This window comes from Mesorhizobium sp. M0676, assembly GCF_040320535.1.
GTDB lineage: Bacteria > Pseudomonadota > Alphaproteobacteria > Rhizobiales > Rhizobiaceae > Mesorhizobium.
Genome location: NZ_JAMYPU010000027.1, coordinates 20,167 through 38,435, shown reverse-complemented (window position 1 = coordinate 38,435; position 18,269 = coordinate 20,167). Strand labels below are relative to the sequence as shown.

The window sequence follows — 18,269 nt, the reverse complement described above, 5'->3', positions numbered from 1 at the left end:
CCAGCGCCTCAGGATGCTCACCCCTTGGACTGCTGAATCAGCCCGTAGAGATTGGTACACCGCGCGCCGGAGCGGCAATAGGCAAACACCGGGCCTTCGAGCGCGTGGAGCGCTTCGGCCTGGTCCTCGACATTCTCGGCCGTGATCTGGCCGCTGATTACCGGGATGTAGCGGAAGGCCAGCCCCGCGGCTTCGACCGCCGCCTTGACGCTGTCGGCCGAAGGCTGGTCGGGCTGCTCGTCATCCGGCCGGTTGCAGATCACGCTCTTGAAACCGGCTTCCTTGATGGCGGCGGCATCTTCGGGCTGGATCTGGCCCGAGACCGAATAGTCCTCGCTGATTTCGCGATATTCCATGGCTCTCATCCTCCAATCTGGTTTGGCGCAAAGTCTTGCCACTCTCACACGAGGTCGGCAATCCGCGCCGGAAAGAAATCCCTCGGCGCAGATAGACATTTGCGGTCTAAGATCCAACCCAGGCTCAAGAGGTTTCGCGCTGTTGGCCTTGCCCGGAGGCGGCAGCGACTCTAAACAGGCGCACCGACAAACGAAGGAACCATCCAATGAGCATTCGTCGCATCGATGTTGGCCCGCGCATGAGCCAGATCGTCATCCACGGCAACACCGTCTATCTCGCCGGCCAGGTCGGAACGCCCGGCGCCAGCGTTGGCGAACAGACCAGGTCGATCCTCGCATCTATCGACGAACTGCTGGCCAAGGCCGGCACCGACAAGACCAAGATCCTGCAGGCGATCATCTGGCTGGCCGATATGGGCACCTTCGCCGAGATGAACAAGGAATGGGACAAGTGGGTCCCGCAAGGCAACACGCCCGCCCGCGCCACGGGTGAGGCCAAGCTTGCAGGGCCGGAATACACCGTCGAGATTATCGTTACGGCGGCGATTTAGAGCGCAGCCTTCTACCTCCCCCTTGTGGGGAGGTCGGACCGAAGGTCCGGGTGGGGGGCTGGCGCCCGGGGGGCGCGCCGGCGCGGGGGGTGGCGCCGACCCCCACCCCGCTGCTTCGCAGCGACCCTCCCCACAAGGGGGAGGGTAAAGGAGCTACCCCTGCGAAGGCCTGAACCGCGCCACCAGCGTGTGGCTCTCCGCGGCGTAGGTGAACCTCACCTGCGTCACCGGGTGCTCGGCGCTCCAGGTTCGGCGCTCGACCACCAGGCAGGGCGCGCCGGTTGCGATGTCGAGCGCTTCGGCAATATGTCTGTCGGCCGCGACCGCGCGGATACGGTGCTCTGCCTCGCTCCATGGCACGCGGCCGATCAGCCAAGGGCCGGGGGCGATGTCGAGAAACTCCTCCTCGGCGGCTTCCGCGACGGCGGCGAGATTGATCAGCCGCTGTTCGTGCGCGAACGGCCGCTTGCAGGCAAAATGCCGGCATTCAAGCGCCAGCACCTGTCCGGCTGCGTCCAGTTCCAGCAAGGCGCGATCCTCGGCGCTGCTGCGCCTTTTCTGCCGCGCCAAGCGCTCGTAACGATAAGCCAGGCCAAGCGACTCAACCTCGATCCTGATGTCGTGGATTTCCAGCACCGCGGCCTGCGACTGCGGCTGGCGGACAAAGCTGCCCGAACGGCGGCGGCGCTCTATCAGCCCGGCCTTGGCCAGCTGCGACAGCGCCTTGTTCACCGTCATGCGCGAGCAATTGTATTCGGCCGTCAGCTCGTGCTCGAACGGGATGCGGTGGCCCGGCGCCCAGGCGCCGGACATTATTTTCTCGCTGATGTCGGACAGGATGCGCTGGTGCAGCGAGCCGCCGCCTTCCGACGCCGCTGTCTCAATCATGCTCATGCCGAAAGCGCCGTCATCACCTGGCGAAAGCGCTCTGCAATCGGCTCGCGCCTGGAATGCCGGCCGCCGCTGACCTGCTTTTTCCCATGCACCCAGACGCAATCGACCTTGCCGCCATTGGCAAAGATCCAGGCGTCGAGGATCGCATCGCCACTTTTTCCGGCCAGCGAAGGATGGTTTTCGTCGAGGGAGACGAAATCAGCCGCGGCGCCGGCGGCGATCCGCGACGGGCCGGCGCCGAGTGCGGTGCTGCCGCCATCGAGGGCGGCGTCGAACAGAGCCCGCCCGGTCGAGCCGCCGGCCACCGCCAGCACATTGCGGGCGCGGTGTGCGAGGCGCTGCGAATATTCGAGCTGGCGCAATTCATCCGGCAGGCCGATCAGCACGTTGGAATCCGAGCCGACGCCGAAGCGGCCGCCATGTTCGATGAACAGAGGTGCTGAAAAGGTGCCGTCGCCGAGATTGGCCTCGGTGATCGGGCAAAGCCCGGCAATGGCGCCGCTTCTGGCCATGCCGGTTGTCTCAGCCTCGGTCATGTGGGTGGCGTGGATCAGGCACCAACGCTTGTCGATCCCGGCATTGGCGAGCAGCCATTCGACCGGTCGCGCACCCGACCACGCCAGGCAATCCTCGGCCTCCTTCACCTGCTCGGCGACGTGGATGTGGATCGGTCCGTCCGGCGCAATGGCGGCAACAGCGCTGAGTTCCTCCGGCGTCGCGGCGCGCAGGCTGTGCGGGGCGACGCCGACGACAGCCTGATTCAACGCACGAACCGATTCGCGGCTTTTCTCAAGCAAGCGTTCGAACCGATTCACATCGTTGATGAATCGCCGCTGGCCTTCGTTGGGCGCAGCGCCGCCGAAGGAGGAATGGGCATAAAATACCGGCAGCAGCGTCAGGCTGATCCCTGTTTCGTTGGCAGCGGCGGCGATCCGCTCCGCCATCTCGGCCAGGTTGGAATAGGGTGTTCCGTCGCGATCGTGGTGGAGATAATGAAACTCGCCGACGCGCGAGAAGCCGGCCTCCAGCATCTCGACGTAAAGCTGTGCGGCGACCGCCTCGACCTGGTCCGGCGTCATCGACAGCGCGAAGCGGTACATCACCTCGCGCCAGCTCCAGAAGCTGTCGGCGGAGGGACCGCGCAGTTCGGCAAGCCCGGCCATGCCGCGCTGGAAGGCGTGGCTGTGCAGGTTCGGCATGCCGGGGACCACAATGGCGTGGCGTTCGTCGTCGGCTTGCTGCGAAGAGCCCGGCTCGACTGCCGTGATGCGACTATCGTTCAACGAAATCCGCACCTTGTCGTGCCAGCCATTGGGCAGCAGCGCCTGTTCCGCAAAGATCGCCGTCACGTTTTTCTCCGCATTCAATCAACAATGCACTTGCAGCGCGTTTCAATATGTATATACATAATCGCCATCCAAGCAACGGAAAAAGATGATGGCGGCACAAGACAAAAGCCGGGCAGGGGGCCTTCAGCTTTGGCGTAATGCGCGCCTGGCGACCATGGCCGAAGGCGTTGCCGGACTGGGCATTGTCGACAAGGGCGCGATCATCGCCCGTGACGGCGTCATCGTCTATGCCGGTCCGGAAGCCGAGATGCCGTCAGCGTTGGCTCAGGGCAGCGAGACTACCGATTGCGAAGGCCGCTGGATTACGCCCGGCCTGATCGACTGCCACACCCATCTCATCCATGCCGGCAACCGTGCCAACGAGTTCGAGATGCGGCTGGCCGGCGCCAGCTATGAGGAAGTCGCCCGTGCCGGCGGCGGCATCGTCTCCTCGGTCAAATCCCTGCGTGCCGCGAGCGAAGACGAACTGGTTGCGCAGACGCTCCCGCGCCTTGACGCGTTGATGGCCGAGGGCGTCACCACGGTAGAGGTAAAGTCGGGTTACGGGCTCGATCTCGAAAATGAACAGAAGTCGCTTCGCGCCGCGCGGCAGCTGGACAAGCAACGCCCGGTCACGGTCCGCACCACCTTCCTCGGCGCGCATGCGCTGCCGCCGGAAGCAAAAGGCGACAAGGACGCTTTTGTCGATCTCGTTGCCAACACGATCCTGCCCTCCATCGCCGCCGAAGGCCTGGCGGACGCCGTCGACGGTTTCTGCGAAGGCATTGCCTTTTCGCCCGAGCAAATCGCCCGCGTCTTCGACAAGGCCAAGGCGCTTGGCCTGCCCGTAAAACTCCATGCCGACCAGCTGTCCAATTTGCATGGCGCCGAACTCGCCGCCGGCTATGGCGCGCTGTCGGCCGACCATCTCGAATACACCGACGAGGCCGGCGCCGCAGCCATGGCCAAGGCCGGCACCGTGGCGACCATCCTGCCCGGCGCCTACTATTTCATCCGCGAAACCAGGAAGCCGCCGGTCGGCCTGTTCCGCCAGCACGGCGTCAAGATGGCGGTCGCCACCGACAACAATCCCGGGACGTCGCCGCTGACCTCGCTGTTGCTGACCATGAACATGGCCGCGACGCTTTTCGGCCTGACCGTCGAGGAATGCCTGGCCGGCACCACTCGCGAGGCTGCCCGCGCGCTGGGATTGCTCGGCCAGACCGGCACGCTGGAGGCAGGAAAATCCGCCGACCTGGCGATCTGGGACGTCGAGCGTCCGGCCGAACTCGTCTACCGCATGGGCTTCAACCCGCTCCATGCCCGCATCTGGAGAGGACAATGACCGAACTTACCCTGAAGCCCGGCAATGCGTCGCTGGCCGACTGGCGCACCATCTATCGTGGCGCCGTGCCGAAGCTCGACGCTGCCTGCCGTCCGAAGATCAAGGCCAGCGCCGAGGCTGTCGCCCGTATCGTCGCCAAGGGTGAGCCGGTCTATGGCATCAACACCGGCTTCGGCAAACTGGCCAGCGTCCGCATTCCGGCCGCCGATCTGGAAACCCTGCAACGCAACATCGTTTTGTCGCATGCCGCCGGTGTCGGCGAGCCGATGTCGGTTTCGATTGTCCGGCTGATGATGGCGCTAAAACTCGCCAGCCTTGCGCAGGGCGCGTCGGGCGTGCGGCCGCAAACGATCGAGTTGCTGGAAGCGATGCTGGCCAACGACGTCATCCCCGTCGTGCCGGCGCAGGGCTCGGTCGGCGCCTCCGGAGATCTCGCGCCGCTGTCGCACATGACGGCGGTGATGATCGGCGTCGGCGAATGCTTTACACCGCATGGCCGCTTCCCGGCCAAGGTCGCTTTCGTCTCGCACGGCCTGGAGCCGGTGACGCTTGGCGCCAAGGAAGGTCTGGCGCTGCTCAACGGCACGCAGTTTTCCACCGCCTACGCGCTGGCCGCTCTGTTCGAGGCCGAAGTGCTATATCAGTCGGCGCTGGTCGCCGGGGCGCTGTCGACCGACGCTGCCAAGGGCTCGGATGCACCCTTCGATCCGCGCATCCATCTCCTCAGAAAACACCCGGGCCAGATCGAGACGGCGGCAGCGCTGCGCAATCTGATGTCCGGCAGCGCCATCCGTGAATCGCACCGCGTCGGCGATGAGCGCGTGCAGGATCCGTACTGCCTGCGATGCCAGCCGCAGGTGATGGGTGCTGCACTCAGCGTGCTGCGCCAGGCTGCCGATACGCTCGGCACCGAGGCCAATGGCGTCACCGACAATCCGCTGATCTTCGCCGAGGACGATACTGCGCTTTCAGGCGGCAATTTCCACGCCGAGCCGGTGGCTTTCGCTGCCGACATGATCGCGCTTGCCGTCTGCGAGATCGGCTCGCTGTCGGAGCGCCGCATCGCCATGCTGGTAGACCCCGCGCTGTCCGGCATGCCGGCCTTCCTGACGCCGAAGCCCGGCCTGAACTCCGGCTTCATGATCCCGCAGGTGACGGCGGCGGCGCTCGTCTCTGAGAACAAGCAGAAGGCCTATCCGGCAAGTGTCGATTCCATCCCGACCTCGGCCAACCAGGAAGACCATGTATCGATGGCCGCACACGGCGCTCGCCGGCTGATCGGCATGATCGAAAACGCCACGGCCGTCATCGGCATCGAACTCTTGGCCGCCGCGCAAGGCTGCGATTTCCATGCGCCGCTGGCGTCGAGTGCAGCTCTGGAAGCGGTTCGCAAGCTGGTCCGCGCAGAAGTGCCGCATCTCGACAATGACCGGCATTTCCACCCTGACATGGAAAAAGCCATCGCCATGGTGCGCAGCGGCGCAGCCATCAAGGCTGCGAGCGCGGTGACATTGCCTTCGATCTCGGGAGTCTGACATGACCGACTGGCTGACAGTGACCGAAGGCACGGCACCCCTGTTGGTGTCGATCCCGCACACGGGTATCGATCTCGCCGGCATGGACAATCGGCTGGTCTCGCCCTGGCTCGGCCGCCGCGATTGCGACTGGTGGATCGACAATCTCTACGATTTCGCCGCCGGCCTTGGCGCGACGATTGTGCATACGTCGATCTCGCGCACCGTTATCGACGTCAACCGCGATCCTTCCGGCGCCTCGCTCTATCCCGGGCAGACGACAACGACGCTATGCCCGACCGAGACCTTCGACGGCGATCCGCTGTATCTGCCCGGCGCGGAACCGACGCCGTCGGAGATAGACCAGCGCCGCATAGCGTATTTCGTGCCTTACCATGAAATGCTGGCGGCCCAGGCCGTCAGGCTGCGCGGCCTGCATGAGAAGGTCGTCATTTACGATTGCCACTCGATCCGGTCGGTGCTGCCGCGCCTGTTCTACGGCACGCTGCCGGTATTCAATCTCGGCACCAATGACGGCCAGACCGCGGATCCTACGCTGCAGGCGCTGGTTGGTCAGATCATGGCCGAGAGCGGTGAAAGCAATGTCATCAACGGTCGTTTCAAGGGCGGCTGGATCACCCGCTATTTCGGCAATCCGCAAGGCGGCTACCATGCGCTGCAGATGGAACTTGCCGATCGCGGCTATTTGCGCGAGCCCGAGGGCAAGGGCGAACCGGACAATTGGCCGGTGCCTTATGATGCCGAGTTCGCCGCGCCGATGCGCGCCACACTGACGAAAATCCTCCAATCCGCCATTGACTGGGCCGGGCGCTGAGACGCCGCCTTACTCCAAAGGGACAATGATGAACAATCCTCGCCACAACATCCGCGAAGTGCGCGCGCCCCGCGGCGACAAGCTCAACGCCAAATACTGGACGACCGAAGCGCCGCTGCGCATGCTGATGAACAACCTCGATCCCGATGTCGCCGAAAACCCCAATGAGCTCGTCGTCTATGGCGGCATCGGCCGGGCCGCGCGCACCTGGAACGATTTCGACAGCATCGTCGCCTCGTTGAAGACCCTCAATGAAGACGAGACGCTGCTGGTCCAGTCCGGCAAACCGGTCGGCGTCTTCCGGACGCACACCGATGCGCCGCGCGTGCTGATCGCCAACTCCAACATCGTGCCGCATTGGGCGACCTGGGACAAATTCAACGAGCTCGATAAAAAAGGCCTGATGATGTACGGCCAGATGACGGCCGGCTCCTGGATCTATATCGGCACGCAAGGCATCGTGCAGGGCACCTACGAGACCTTCGTCGAGGCCGGCCGCCAGCACTACAATGGCAACCTTACGGGCAAATGGATCCTGACCGGCGGCCTCGGCGGCATGGGCGGCGCCCAGCCGCTTGCCGCCGTCATGGCCGGCGCCTGCTGCCTCGCCATCGAATGCAATCCGGACTCGATCGATTTCCGGCTGCGCACCCGCTATGTCGACGAGAAGGCCGAGACGCTCGACGAAGCGATGGAAATGATCGAGCGCTGGACCAAGGCCGGCGAGGCGAAGTCGGTCGGCCTGCTCGGCAATTCGGCCGACATCGTGCCGGAAATGTTCAAGCGGGGCATCCGCCCCGACATGGTCACCGACCAGACCTCGGCGCATGACCCGATCAACGGCTATCTGCCCAAGGGCTGGACGATGGCTGAGTGGCGCGAGAAGCGCGTCTCCGATCCCAAGGCTGTCGAGAAGGCCGCCCGCGCCTCAATGCGCCAGCATGTCGAGGCGATGGTCGCGTTCTGGAATGCCGGCGTGCCGACGCTCGACTATGGCAACAACATCCGCCAGGTCGCCAAGGACGAAGGCTTCGAGAACGCCTTTGCTTTCCCGGGTTTCGTGCCGGCCTACATAAGGCCGCTGTTCTGCCGTGGCATCGGCCCGTTCCGCTGGGCTGCTCTTTCGGGCGATCCCGAGGATATCTACAAGACGGACGCCAAGGTGCGCGAACTCACCCCCGGCAACACCCATCTGCACAACTGGCTGGACATGGCACGTGAGCGCATCGCCTTCCAGGGCCTGCCGGCGCGCATCTGCTGGGTCGGCCTCGGCGACCGCCACAGGCTGGGGCTCGCCTTCAACGAGATGGTGGCCAGGGGCGAACTCAAGGCGCCCGTCGTCATCGGCCGCGACCACCTCGATTCCGGCTCGGTGGCTTCGCCCAACCGCGAGACGGAAGCGATGAAGGACGGCTCCGACGCCGTCTCCGACTGGCCGCTGCTCAATGCGTTGCTCAACACCGCGTCGGGCGCAACCTGGGTGTCGCTGCATCATGGCGGTGGCGTCGGCATGGGCTTCTCGCAGCATGCCGGCATGGTCATCGTCGCCGACGGCACGCCGGACGCCGCAAGGCGCCTGCAGCGCGTGTTGTGGAACGATCCGGCGACAGGCGTCATGCGCCACGCCGATGCCGGCTACGACATCGCCATCGAGTGCGCGAAGGAGCACCAGCTCAATCTGCCCGGTATTTTAGGCTGATTGGCTTAAATGATGCGCATCCTACGGGCCGCCGACTACCGCGTCATGCCGTGGAAGAATGGCGGCGGCACGACCACCGAGATCGCCGTCTCGCCGGACGGCGCCGGGCTGGACGATTTCGACTGGCGCGTTTCGATGGCGCGAGTCGAGGGCAGCGGCCCGTTCTCGGGCTTTGCCGGCGTCGACCGCACGCTTGCCGTGCTGGAAGGCGAGGGTATCGTGCTTGATATTGCCGGCCGTCCGCCGGCCGAAGTGACGGCGGCTTCCGCCCCGCTGTCCTTCCCGGCCGATGTGCCGACCACGGCCGCGCTGATCTCCGGTCCGATCACCGACCTCAACGTCATGACCCGCCGCGCGCGGGCCACGCACACGGTCGAGCGCCTGGTGTTCTCGGTTCCGACCGATATCCGGCCGACCAGCGCTATGACCCTGATCCTGCCGTTCGACGGCGAGGTCGGCCTCAGCGGCCCGACATCGTCTCGTCTTGGACCCCTCGACACGCTGTTGCTCGGTCGGCAGGCGAAACTACGGGTTGAACCGGTACGGCCGACGACCGTGTTCGTCATCCGGATAGCCAGGCTGGGCCAGCCGCACCGCCAGCACAACGATTAACGCCTGTTGCCAAACATGATCGCACGCCGGAGAAATCTGGCGTAAGCTGTTGTCTGGATCACGAAAAAGCCCGAATCCTTCCGTCGTTCCAAGGCGGACGGGAGGGCAGGGGTGCTCGTCCTTGAGTTGTCGAAAGCCCCACTTAAAATGTCGAAGGGATAACGCCTCTGGCGTGGTGCGAAGCAAAACTTTCGGCCAGTGTAATCATGCAACCAATTGCATTTGAATCGGTTTTAGGGACATTGCCGTGGCGGTGGCGCCGCATCGCGTCCCCCATGCGGAATTTTCAATGAATATCCAGACAAATCCTGCCCAAATCGAAAAGTCCAGCGCCGGCTTCCCGGTCATCACCGAAGAGCCGATACGCTCCAATTTCCTGCCCGAAGAGCGGCTGCGCGCGCTGGGCGAAAGCCTCGCCAACGGCGACATCAAGGACCTGTTCGGCCTGACGCCGTTCGATTTCCAGGCCCGCATCCGCGACAGCGCCAAGAAAATCCTCGAAGTCTACCGCTCGACCAATGCCGCCCAGGCCAAGGGCGAAACCATCACGCCTGCCGCGCAATGGCTGCTCGACAACAATTATCTCGTCGAGGAGACCATTTTTCAGGTGAAGCGCGACTTGCCGCGCCGTTTCTACCGGCAGTTGCCGACCCTGGAAGTTGCCGATCGCGCCGCGGTGCCGCGCGCGCTGGCCTTGGCCTGGAGCTATGTTGCCCATTCCGACAGTTCGGTTTCGGCGACCATGTTCAAATCCATCGTCGAGGGTTTTCAGTCGGTCGAGCCGCTCAAGATCGGCGAATTGTGGGCGCTGCCGTCGCTGCTGCGCTTCGTTTTAATCGAGAATCTGCGCCGCATCGCCGTGCGCGTCGACCGCACCAGGCAGATGCGCCATATCGCCAACGAGGTCGCCGACCGCGTGCTGGCGACCGACGACAATGCAGACCGCCGGAAGATCCTGTCGGGCTACGGCGCGCATGCGCAGGACACCACCTTCGCCACCCAGTTGCTCTACCGCCTGCGCGACGGCTCGCAGAATGCCGGCAGGGCGCTGGAATGGCTGGAGGTCGAGCTCGAGAAAACCGGCTCCGACGCCGAGGAAATCATCATTTCCGAGCATCGCACGCTGTCCAGCGGCAATGTCACCACCGGCAACATCATCCGCGGCCTGCGCCTCATCAACGACGTCGACTGGACGGTGTGGTTCGAGGGCGTCAGCCGCATCGACACGCTCTTGCGCGAGCGCACCGATTTCGCCGCGCTCGATTTCTTTTCGCGCGACCAGTACCGCACGTCGATCGAGCAACTGGCGCGCCGCTCCGACCTGTCCGAATTCCGTGTCGCCGAAAAGGCCATCGAGCTGGCCAGCCATGTCCCCGGCGTCACCGATGCCTCCGGCGTGCCGGATGCATCAGCCGATCCGGCCATGCATACCGATGTCGGCTTCTTCCTGGTCGGCCCGCGCCGGCCGGATCTGGAAGAGGCGATCGGCTACCGGCCGCCCTTCCATGTGACCTTCAAGCGAGCCTTCACCGCCACGGGCTGGCTCGGCATCGTTGTGCCGGTCTTCCTGCTTACGGTGCTACTGCTGGTTGTCTCCGGCAATGCGCTTGCCCATCTTGGCCTGTCGGTGGAATCCATCACGCTGATGCTGGCGCTGTTTGCGGTGCCTGCCAGCGAAGGCGCGCTCGCCTTCTTCAACACCGTTGTTTCACTGTTCCTGAAGCCGACGCGGCTCGTCGGCTATGACTACAAGCACGGCATTCCGGCGGCATCACGCACCTTGGTCGTGGTGCCGTCGCTGATCGGCTCGCGCGATGATGTCGAGGAAAACATCCGCAACATCGAGGTGCATCACCTCGCCAACACGGCCGAAGAAATCCATTTCGCGCTGCTGTCCGACTGGCCGGATTCCAAGACCGAGATCGACGCCGCCGACATCGAGATCCTGCAATATGCGCGCGACGAGATCGCCAGGCTCAATGCCCGTTATCCCTCGGAAGGCGCGCCGCGTTTCTATATCCTGCATCGCCGCCGGCTCTACAACCAGGCGCAGGGCGCCTGGATGGGCTGGGAGCGCAAGCGCGGCAAGCTGCATGAGCTGAACCTTCTCTTGCGCGGCGATAGCGACACCACCTTCCTGCCGCTCGACGTGCCGCTGCCGGAAAAGGTCGTCTATGTCATGACGCTCGACGCCGACACGCGCACCACGCGCGACGCTGTGTCGTCACTGGTCGGCAAGCTCGCCCATCCGCTCAACCGCCCGCATTTCGACGCGACAAAGCGCGTCGTTACCGCCGGCTACACCATTCTGCAGCCGCGCATCACAGCCTCGCTCACCAGCGGCGACGACGCTTCTTTCTTCCAGCGCGTCTTTTCGTCCAACAGCGGTCTCGATCCTTACGTCTTTGCCGTCTCGGATCTCTACCAGGACGTCTTCAGCGACGGCTCTTTCACCGGCAAGGGCCTTTATCACGTCGACGCTTTCGAGGCGGCGCTGCAGGGCCGCATCGAGGAAAACACCGTCCTCAGCCACGATCTGCTCGAAGGTGCGTTGGCGCGCGCAGCACTTGTCACCGATGTCGAACTGGTCGAGGACTATCCTACCCGCTACTCGGTCGACGCCTCGCGCCACCACCGCTGGGCGCGCGGCGACTGGCAGCTGCTGCGCTTCATCTTCTCGCCGCGTTCCGGCGTGCCGGCGCTGTCGCGCTGGAAGATGGTCGACAATCTGCGCCGCTCGCTGACCCCGATCTTCTGGGTGATGGCGGCGATTGCCGGCTGGACGCTGCTGCCCTTCACGCAGGCCGCGCAGTGGCAGGCGCTGCTGATCCTGTCGCTGTTCATGGCGCCGACCTTCGATGTCGTCAACGCCATCCTGCCCAAGAGCGGCGACCAGACGCCGCGCGGCCATTTCTCCGCGCTGGCCCACGACACCGTCTTCGGCACGGCCCTTGTGGCGCTGAAAGTGCTGTTGATGGCGCACAATGCCTGGATGATGGGCGACGCCATCGTGCGCACGCTCTACCGCCTGTTCGTCAGCCGCCAGAACCTGCTGGAATGGCGCACCGCATCGCAGGCGCACAAGGGCGGCGACAACGATCTCGGCTCCTATTACAGCATGATGTATGGCGCCGTGATCATCGGCGTCGTCGGTCTCGCCATCCCCGTGCTGGCCGATTCCACCGGTGCCTTCGTCGCCTTCTTCTTCGCTCTGTTCTGGATCGGTTCGCCGGCGGTTGCCTGCTGGATCAGCCGCTCGGCCGAGACCGAGGACCGCCTGCGCATATCGCAGGCCGACATCCACGCGCTACGCACCGTGGCGCGCCGCACCTGGCATTATTTCGAAACCTTCGTCACGGCCGAGCACCACAATCTGCCGCCCGACAATTTCCAGGAAAGCCCGGCGCCCGTTGTGGCGCCGCGGACGTCGCCGACCAATATCGGCGTCTACCTGCTGTCGGTGGTGTCGGCACGCGATTTCGGCTGGATTGCGCTCTCCGATGCCATCACCCGCATCGACGCCACGATGACGACCATCGAGAGCATGCCGCGCAACCGCGGCCACCTCTTCAACTGGTACGACACCACGACGCTCAAGCCGCTCTATCCGCTTTACATCTCGGCCGTCGACAGCGGCAATCTCGCCGGACATCTGGTCGCGGTGGCGGCTGCCTGCGCCGAATGGGCGGAAGCCCCGTCCGTTCACCTGCAGGGCGATTTCGAAGGCGTCCTCGACACGGTGAGCATCCTCGACGAGAGCCTCGAGGAATTGCCTGACGACCGCCGGCAACTGCGGCCGTTGCGCCAGCGTCTGGCCGACCGCCTCGACGGCATGCGGCGCGCCGTCATGACCATCAAGGCGCAGCCGGAGATGGCCTCGATCCGCACGATCAACCTGGCCGTGCTTGCCGGCGAGATCCGCAAGCTCGCCACCGCCATCCACACCGAGGCCGGATCGCAGCGGAGCGACATTATCGCCGACTGGGCGGCACGGCTGGAAGCGACCTGCGAGGCGCATGTGCATGACTCGCACAGCGACGAAAACGCCGTCGAAGCCTTGCGCGCCAAGCTGCTGGCGCTGCGCGAACGCTGCCGCCGCTATGCCTTCGAGATGGATTTCTCTTTCCTGATGCGTCAGGAGCGCAAACTGCTGTCGATCGGCTACCGGGTCGAGGAGCACCAGCTGGACGAGAGCTGCTACGATCTGCTCGCCTCCGAGGCGCGGCTGACCAGCCTGTTCGCCATCGCCAAGGGTGACCTGCCCACGGAGCATTGGTTCCGGCTTGGAAGGCCGATTGTCGAGATCGGCTTCCAGGGTGCGCTGATGTCCTGGTCGGGCTCGATGTTCGAGTATCTGATGCCGCCTTTGGTAATGAAGGAGCCGCAGGGGTCGATCCTCAACCAGACCAGCAAGCTGATCATCAAGCGCCAGATGCAGTACGCGCGTTCGAAGAACGTGCCCTGGGGCATTTCGGAAGCGGCCTACAATGCCCGCGACCGCGAACTGACCTACCAGTATACCAATTTCGGCGTGCCCGGACTTGGTCTCAAGCGCGGCCTTGGCCAGAACACGGTGATCGCGCCTTACGCCACGATCCTCGCGGCGCAGTTCACACCGCGCGAATCCGTCCAGAATCTGGCCAGGCTGCGCTCCATCGGCGCTCTCGGCCGGCATGGCTTTTACGACGCCGTCGACTTCACGCCGCAGCGCGTGCCGGAAGGCACCGACCACGCTGTTGTCCTGAACTACATGGCGCATCACTCCGGCATGTCGATCGCCGCCGTTGCCGACGCCATCTTCGAGGGCCGGCTGCGCGACCGCTTCCACAGCGATCCGGTGATCGAGTCTGCCGAACTCCTGCTGCAGGAGAGGGCGCCGCGCGACATCCCGACCGCCACGGTCAGGACCGAAGCCGACGAGCGCTCGAAGGACGAGACCGAGGTCGAGAGCCCGGATTCGCGCATCGTCCTCGACCCGCTGAGGGCGTTGCGCGCCACCAGCGTCATGTCCAATGGCCGCTACTCCGTCATGGTCTCGGCCACCGGTTCCGGTTACAGCCGCTGGGGCGAACTCGCCGTCACCCGTTGGCAGCCCGATCCGACCGAAGACCGGCTCGGCTCCTACATCTTCCTGCGCGACGCCGGCAGCGGCGACTGGTGGTCGGCCACCGCAGAGCCGAAGCAGGCGACCTGCGAGAGAGTGCAAACGCTGTTTTCCGACGACAAGGCGAGCTTCGTCAAAACAGTGGGCTCGCTGCGTTCGGAGGTCGAATGCATCGTCATCTCGGAAGGCAATGGCGAGGGACGGCGCGTCACGCTCTACAATGACGGCGCCACTGACCGGCATATCGAGGTGACCTCCTTTGCCGAGCTGGTGCTGGGTAACGAAGCCTCCGACAATGCCCATCCTGCGTTCTCGAAAATGTTTATCGAGACCGAGATCGCTGCCAACAACGGCGCCATCTTTGCCACCAGGCGCAAGCGCGAGAAGAACGAGCCTGACGTCACCATGGTGCATTTCGTCACCGATCCGTCCGGGTCGGCGCGCGATGCCGAGGCCGAAACCGACCGCCGTGCCTTCATCGGCCGTGGCCGTACCATCGCGGAAGCGGCGGCCTTCGATCCCGGCGCCAAGCTTGGCGGTCACCACGGCTTCACCCTTGATCCGGTAGCGGCCCTGCGCCGCCAGCTGCGGGTGCCGGCCAACAAGAAGATATCGCTGACCTTCTGGACCGCCGTCGGCGCCAACCGCGCCGAACTTGACGAGGCCATCGCCAGGCTCGACCATCCCGAAAGTTTTGCCCGCCAGGCGATGCTTGCCTGGACGCGTTCGCAGGTGCAGACCCGCCATCTTGGTCTCAGCCTGACCGACGCCGCCAATGTGCAGAAGCTGGCGCGTTTCCTGATCTATCCCGATCCGTTCCTGCGCCTGCCCGGCGAATCCATCGCTTCGGGGCTGGGCAAGCAGTCCAGCCTGTGGCCGACCAGCATTTCGGGCGATTTCCCGATCTTCCTGGTCCGCATCGGCGACGTGGCCGACCTCGAAATTGTCGCCCAGGCGCTGCGCTTCCAGGAGTATATGCGCGCCCGCGGCATGATGATCGACTTCGTGGTCGTCAACGAGCAGGCATCGTCCTATGTCCAGGACCTGCAGCGCGCGGTGGAGACGCTGTGCGAAAACAGCCGCCTGCGCGGCAAGGAACTCGGGCCGCGCCAGCACATCTTCGCCGTGCGCCGCGACCTGATGGACGAGGCGACGTACAAGACGCTGCTGGCGGTTGCCCGCGTGGTTCTGCACACGCGCAACGGCACCATCTTCGACCAGATCGAACGCGCCGAGGCGGCAGCCTTGCAAGCACGCGATGCCCTGCAGCCGGTGGCCCCCGCGTCGCTGCGCGAGCCGTCTCTGCCGGTGCCGGCGGCGCCTGCATACCATGCCGCGTCCGACAGCAGCGCCGACGGCAGCGGCCTCAGCCAATGGAACGGCTTTGGCGGTTTCGAGGGCGACGGCCGCCACTACGTCACCCGCCTTGCCGGGCGGCGCTCGACGCCGCAGCCCTGGATCAACGTCGTCTCGAACGCCTCGTTCGGATTCCATGTCTCGGCCGAAGGCGCTGCCTTCACCTGGAGCCGCAACAGCCGCGATTACCAGCTGACGCCATGGTCGAATGATCCGGTCACCAACCGGCCGGGCGAGGGCATCTACATCTACGATCAGGCCAGCGGCAAGGCATTCTCGCCGCTGGCTGCCGTGGTCCGCGATCCCTCGATGACCTATGAGACATGGCACGGCCAGGGCTTCTCCACCTTCCGGTCCAAACGCGGCCCGCTGTCGATGGATCTGACGCACGTCGTCGATCCCGTCGATCCAGTGAAGATCACGCGGCTGCGCATCCAGAACTCAGGCTCGGCGCCGGCGCGGCTGCGCGTCTATGCCTATGCCGAATGGGTCCTCGGCAGCCATCGCTCGAGCACGGCTGCGACCATCATCCCGTCCAGGGATCCAGCGACTGGCGCGCTTCTGGCGCAAAACCCCTACGGTCTCGATTTCGGCGACCGGGTGGCCTTCCTGGCCGCCACTGGTCCGGTGCATTCGGTGACAGCCGATCGCGGCGAGTTCATCGGCAGGCATGGCACCAGCGCCTTCCCGCACGCCGTCGTCAGCGGAGCCGGCCTGTCGGGCCGCGTCGAGGCCGGCGACGATCCGTGCGCAGCTGTCGCCAGCGATGTCGACATCCCCGCCGGCGGCGACGTCACGCTGGTCTGGCTGCTTGGCGACGCCGCCACATCAGCCGAGGCGAGCGCGTTGGTGCAGACCCATTCGGGCAAGGATTTCGACCAGCGGCTGGCCGACAATGAACGCGTCTGGCGCGGCTTCCTCGACACCATCCAGGTCGAGACGCCCGACAAGGCGCTCGACGCCATGGTCAATCACTGGCTGCCCTATCAGAGCCTGGCCTGCCGCATCCGCGCCCGCTCGGCCTTTTATCAGGCAAGCGGCGCCTTCGGCTTCCGCGACCAGCTGCAGGACACGCTGGCCCTGCTTGCGCATGATCCGAAACTGGCGCGCGACCAGATCCTCAATGCGGCGCGCCGGCAGTTCCCCGAAGGCGATGTCCAGCATTGGTGGTTGCCGCGCACCGACGCCGGCGTGCGCACCATGATCTCCGACGATGTGGTCTGGCTGGCGCATGCCACCAATCGCTACATCGAGGTGACCGGCGATACAGGGATCCTGAAGGAGCAGCTGCCTTTCATCGACGGGCAGGTGCTGGGCGAGGGCGAGCACGACGCCTTCTTCACGCCGGAAATCTCCAAGACGAACGCTTCGCTCTACGACCATTGCGCGCGCGCGCTCGACCTTGCGGTCAAGCGCAGCAGCCCGGCCGGGCTGCCGCTGATCCTCGGCGGCGACTGGAACGACGGCATGAACCGCGTCGGCGAAGCCGGCAAGGGGGAGAGTGTCTGGCTCGGCTGGTTCCTTTTGAAGACGCTGGGCGACTTTACCACCGTGGCCAAGGGGCAGGGCGACACCAAGCGGGCGCAGGCCTGGACAAAACACGCCGATGTGCTGAAGCGGGCGCTGGAAAGCACCGCCTGGGACGGCCAGTGGTATCGCCGCGGCAGCTACGATGACGGCACGCCGCTTGGCTCGCACAATTCGGACGAGTGCAAGATCGACTCCATCGCGCAGTCGTGGAGCGTGCTCTCCGGCGAGGGCGACCCCGCGCGCTCGACCACGGCGATGCAGCAGGCGACGAACCTGCTGGTCGACGACAAGCTCAAGATCGTCAAACTGTTTACCCCGGCCTTCCAGAACACGAGAAAGGACCCTGGTTACATCAAGAGTTATCCGCCGGGCGTGCGCGAGAACGGCGGCCAGTACACCCATGCGGCGACCTGGTTCGTGATCGCGCTCGCCGAAATGGGCCGCACCGACGATGCCTATCGCTGCTTCTCGATGCTGAACCCGGTCAACCATGCGCTCGACGATGCATCGGCCGAGCATTATCGCGTCGAGCCGTACGTCGTCGCCGCCGACATCTATTCCGGTGAGGACAAGGGCGGTCGCGGCGGCTGGACCTGGTATACGGGCTCAGCGGGATGGCTCTACCGTGCTGCGGTCGAAGGCATTCTGGGCATTGAGCGGCGGGGCAAGCAGATCACGTTCCGGCCGAAACTGCCCAGCCATTGGGACGGCTATTCTGCAACGCTGAAGATGCTGGGGGCGGAGGTCAAGGTTCGCGTCATCCGCGACAAAAAGGCCAAATCCATCTCGCTCGAAGTCAATGGAACCAAGACAAAGTCTTCCGGTTTTCAGCCGAAGGCCGGCGACAAGACCGAGGTGGTCGTCAAGATACCCGCGTAAAATCAAGGGCTTCAGATTGTTGACGCGCGCCTTTCGAGGCGCGCGTTTTCTACTTGGGCATGCTCGTGGCGCAGTACGGCGTGCCTTCCCGGATACCGGCGGGCCAAGCGTGCAGTGACTAAAAATGTGGCAGCGCCAGATGCTGCCATGATTTTGCCGCAAGACTGACATTTCACCTTTTATCTCAAACCGTTAGGTGATCACGGCAGATTTCGCAACGTCGTCATCTTTTGTTCGCAGAATGGGAACGGAAGAGGTAGACGGGC

At 64.6% G+C, this 18,269-nt stretch carries 10 protein-coding genes; 7 read left to right on the top strand and 3 right to left on the bottom strand.

Annotated elements, in window-relative coordinates; translation table 11 throughout:
• Nucleotides 1-17: 17 nt before the first annotated feature.
• The gene (locus NKI35_RS24850) at nt 18-356 is read right to left on the bottom strand and encodes a protein tyrosine phosphatase family protein (protein ID WP_352741700.1); all 339 of its coding nucleotides are present in this window, start codon (nt 354-356) and stop codon (nt 18-20) included.
• Between the two features lie 206 nt (nt 357-562).
• Here NKI35_RS24850 and NKI35_RS24845 point away from each other — a divergent pair, with 206 nt between their 5' ends.
• The gene (locus NKI35_RS24845) at nt 563-907 is read left to right on the top strand and encodes a RidA family protein (RefSeq protein ID WP_023672906.1); all 345 of its coding nucleotides are present in this window, start codon (nt 563-565) and stop codon (nt 905-907) included.
• A gap of 153 nt (nt 908-1,060) precedes the next feature.
• Here the strand turns inward: NKI35_RS24845 and hutC are convergent, their stop codons facing one another.
• Entirely contained in the window at nt 1,061-1,801 is a 741-nt protein-coding gene (hutC, locus tag NKI35_RS24840; RefSeq protein ID WP_352741699.1) for a histidine utilization transcriptional repressor HutC, read from the bottom strand.
• Entirely contained in the window at nt 1,798-3,150 is a 1,353-nt protein-coding gene (locus NKI35_RS24835) for a formimidoylglutamate deiminase (RefSeq protein WP_352741698.1), read from the bottom strand. Before NKI35_RS24835 ends, hutC begins: the two co-directional genes overlap by 4 nt.
• A gap of 88 nt (nt 3,151-3,238) precedes the next feature.
• Here NKI35_RS24835 and hutI point away from each other — a divergent pair, with 88 nt between their 5' ends.
• The 6 genes from hutI to NKI35_RS24805 all read left to right on the top strand — a co-directional run bounded on the left by hutI (nt 3,239) and on the right by NKI35_RS24805 (nt 18,003).
• A complete protein-coding gene (hutI, locus tag NKI35_RS24830; protein ID WP_352741697.1) occupies nt 3,239-4,474 on the top strand; it encodes an imidazolonepropionase in 1,236 nt (411 codons plus the stop codon).
• Entirely contained in the window at nt 4,471-6,009 is a 1,539-nt protein-coding gene (hutH, locus tag NKI35_RS24825; RefSeq protein ID WP_352741696.1) for a histidine ammonia-lyase, read from the top strand. The genes hutI and hutH overlap by 4 nt, the downstream gene beginning before the upstream one ends.
• Nucleotide 6,010: 1 nt before the next feature.
• The gene (gene hutG, locus NKI35_RS24820; RefSeq protein WP_352741695.1) at nt 6,011-6,823 is read left to right on the top strand and encodes an N-formylglutamate deformylase; all 813 of its coding nucleotides are present in this window, start codon (nt 6,011-6,013) and stop codon (nt 6,821-6,823) included.
• A 28-nt stretch (nt 6,824-6,851) separates the two neighbouring features.
• Nucleotides 6,852-8,522, top strand: a complete 1,671-nt coding sequence (hutU, locus tag NKI35_RS24815) for a urocanate hydratase (RefSeq protein ID WP_502896825.1) — start codon at nt 6,852-6,854, stop codon at nt 8,520-8,522.
• Between the two features lie 12 nt (nt 8,523-8,534).
• Entirely contained in the window at nt 8,535-9,134 is a 600-nt protein-coding gene (locus NKI35_RS24810) for a HutD/Ves family protein (RefSeq protein ID WP_352741714.1), read from the top strand.
• A 289-nt stretch (nt 9,135-9,423) separates the two neighbouring features.
• Nucleotides 9,424-18,003 (top strand): glycoside hydrolase family 94 protein, encoded by an 8,580-nt coding sequence (locus tag NKI35_RS24805; RefSeq protein WP_352741693.1) that lies wholly within the window; start codon nt 9,424-9,426, stop codon nt 18,001-18,003.
• Nucleotides 18,004-18,269: the final 266 nt, after the last annotated feature.

Excerpts from the sequence above, each read along its gene's own strand:
- hutC (WP_352741699.1), bottom strand. The coding sequence starts at position 1,801 with ATGAGCATGATTGAGACAGCGGCGTCGGAAGGCGGCGGCTCGCTGCAC.
- hutI (WP_352741697.1), top strand. The coding sequence starts at position 3,239 with ATGGCGGCACAAGACAAAAGCCGGGCAGGGGGCCTTCAGCTTTGGCGT.
- NKI35_RS24810 (WP_352741714.1), top strand. The coding sequence starts at position 8,535 with ATGCGCATCCTACGGGCCGCCGACTACCGCGTCATGCCGTGGAAGAAT.
- NKI35_RS24850 (WP_352741700.1), bottom strand. The coding sequence starts at position 356 with ATGGAATATCGCGAAATCAGCGAGGACTATTCGGTCTCGGGCCAGATC.
- NKI35_RS24805 (WP_352741693.1), top strand. The coding sequence starts at position 9,424 with ATGAATATCCAGACAAATCCTGCCCAAATCGAAAAGTCCAGCGCCGGC.
- hutU (WP_502896825.1), top strand. The coding sequence starts at position 6,852 with ATGAACAATCCTCGCCACAACATCCGCGAAGTGCGCGCGCCCCGCGGC.
- hutG (WP_352741695.1), top strand. The coding sequence starts at position 6,011 with ATGACCGACTGGCTGACAGTGACCGAAGGCACGGCACCCCTGTTGGTG.
- NKI35_RS24845 (WP_023672906.1), top strand. The coding sequence starts at position 563 with ATGAGCATTCGTCGCATCGATGTTGGCCCGCGCATGAGCCAGATCGTC.
- hutH (WP_352741696.1), top strand. The coding sequence starts at position 4,471 with ATGACCGAACTTACCCTGAAGCCCGGCAATGCGTCGCTGGCCGACTGG.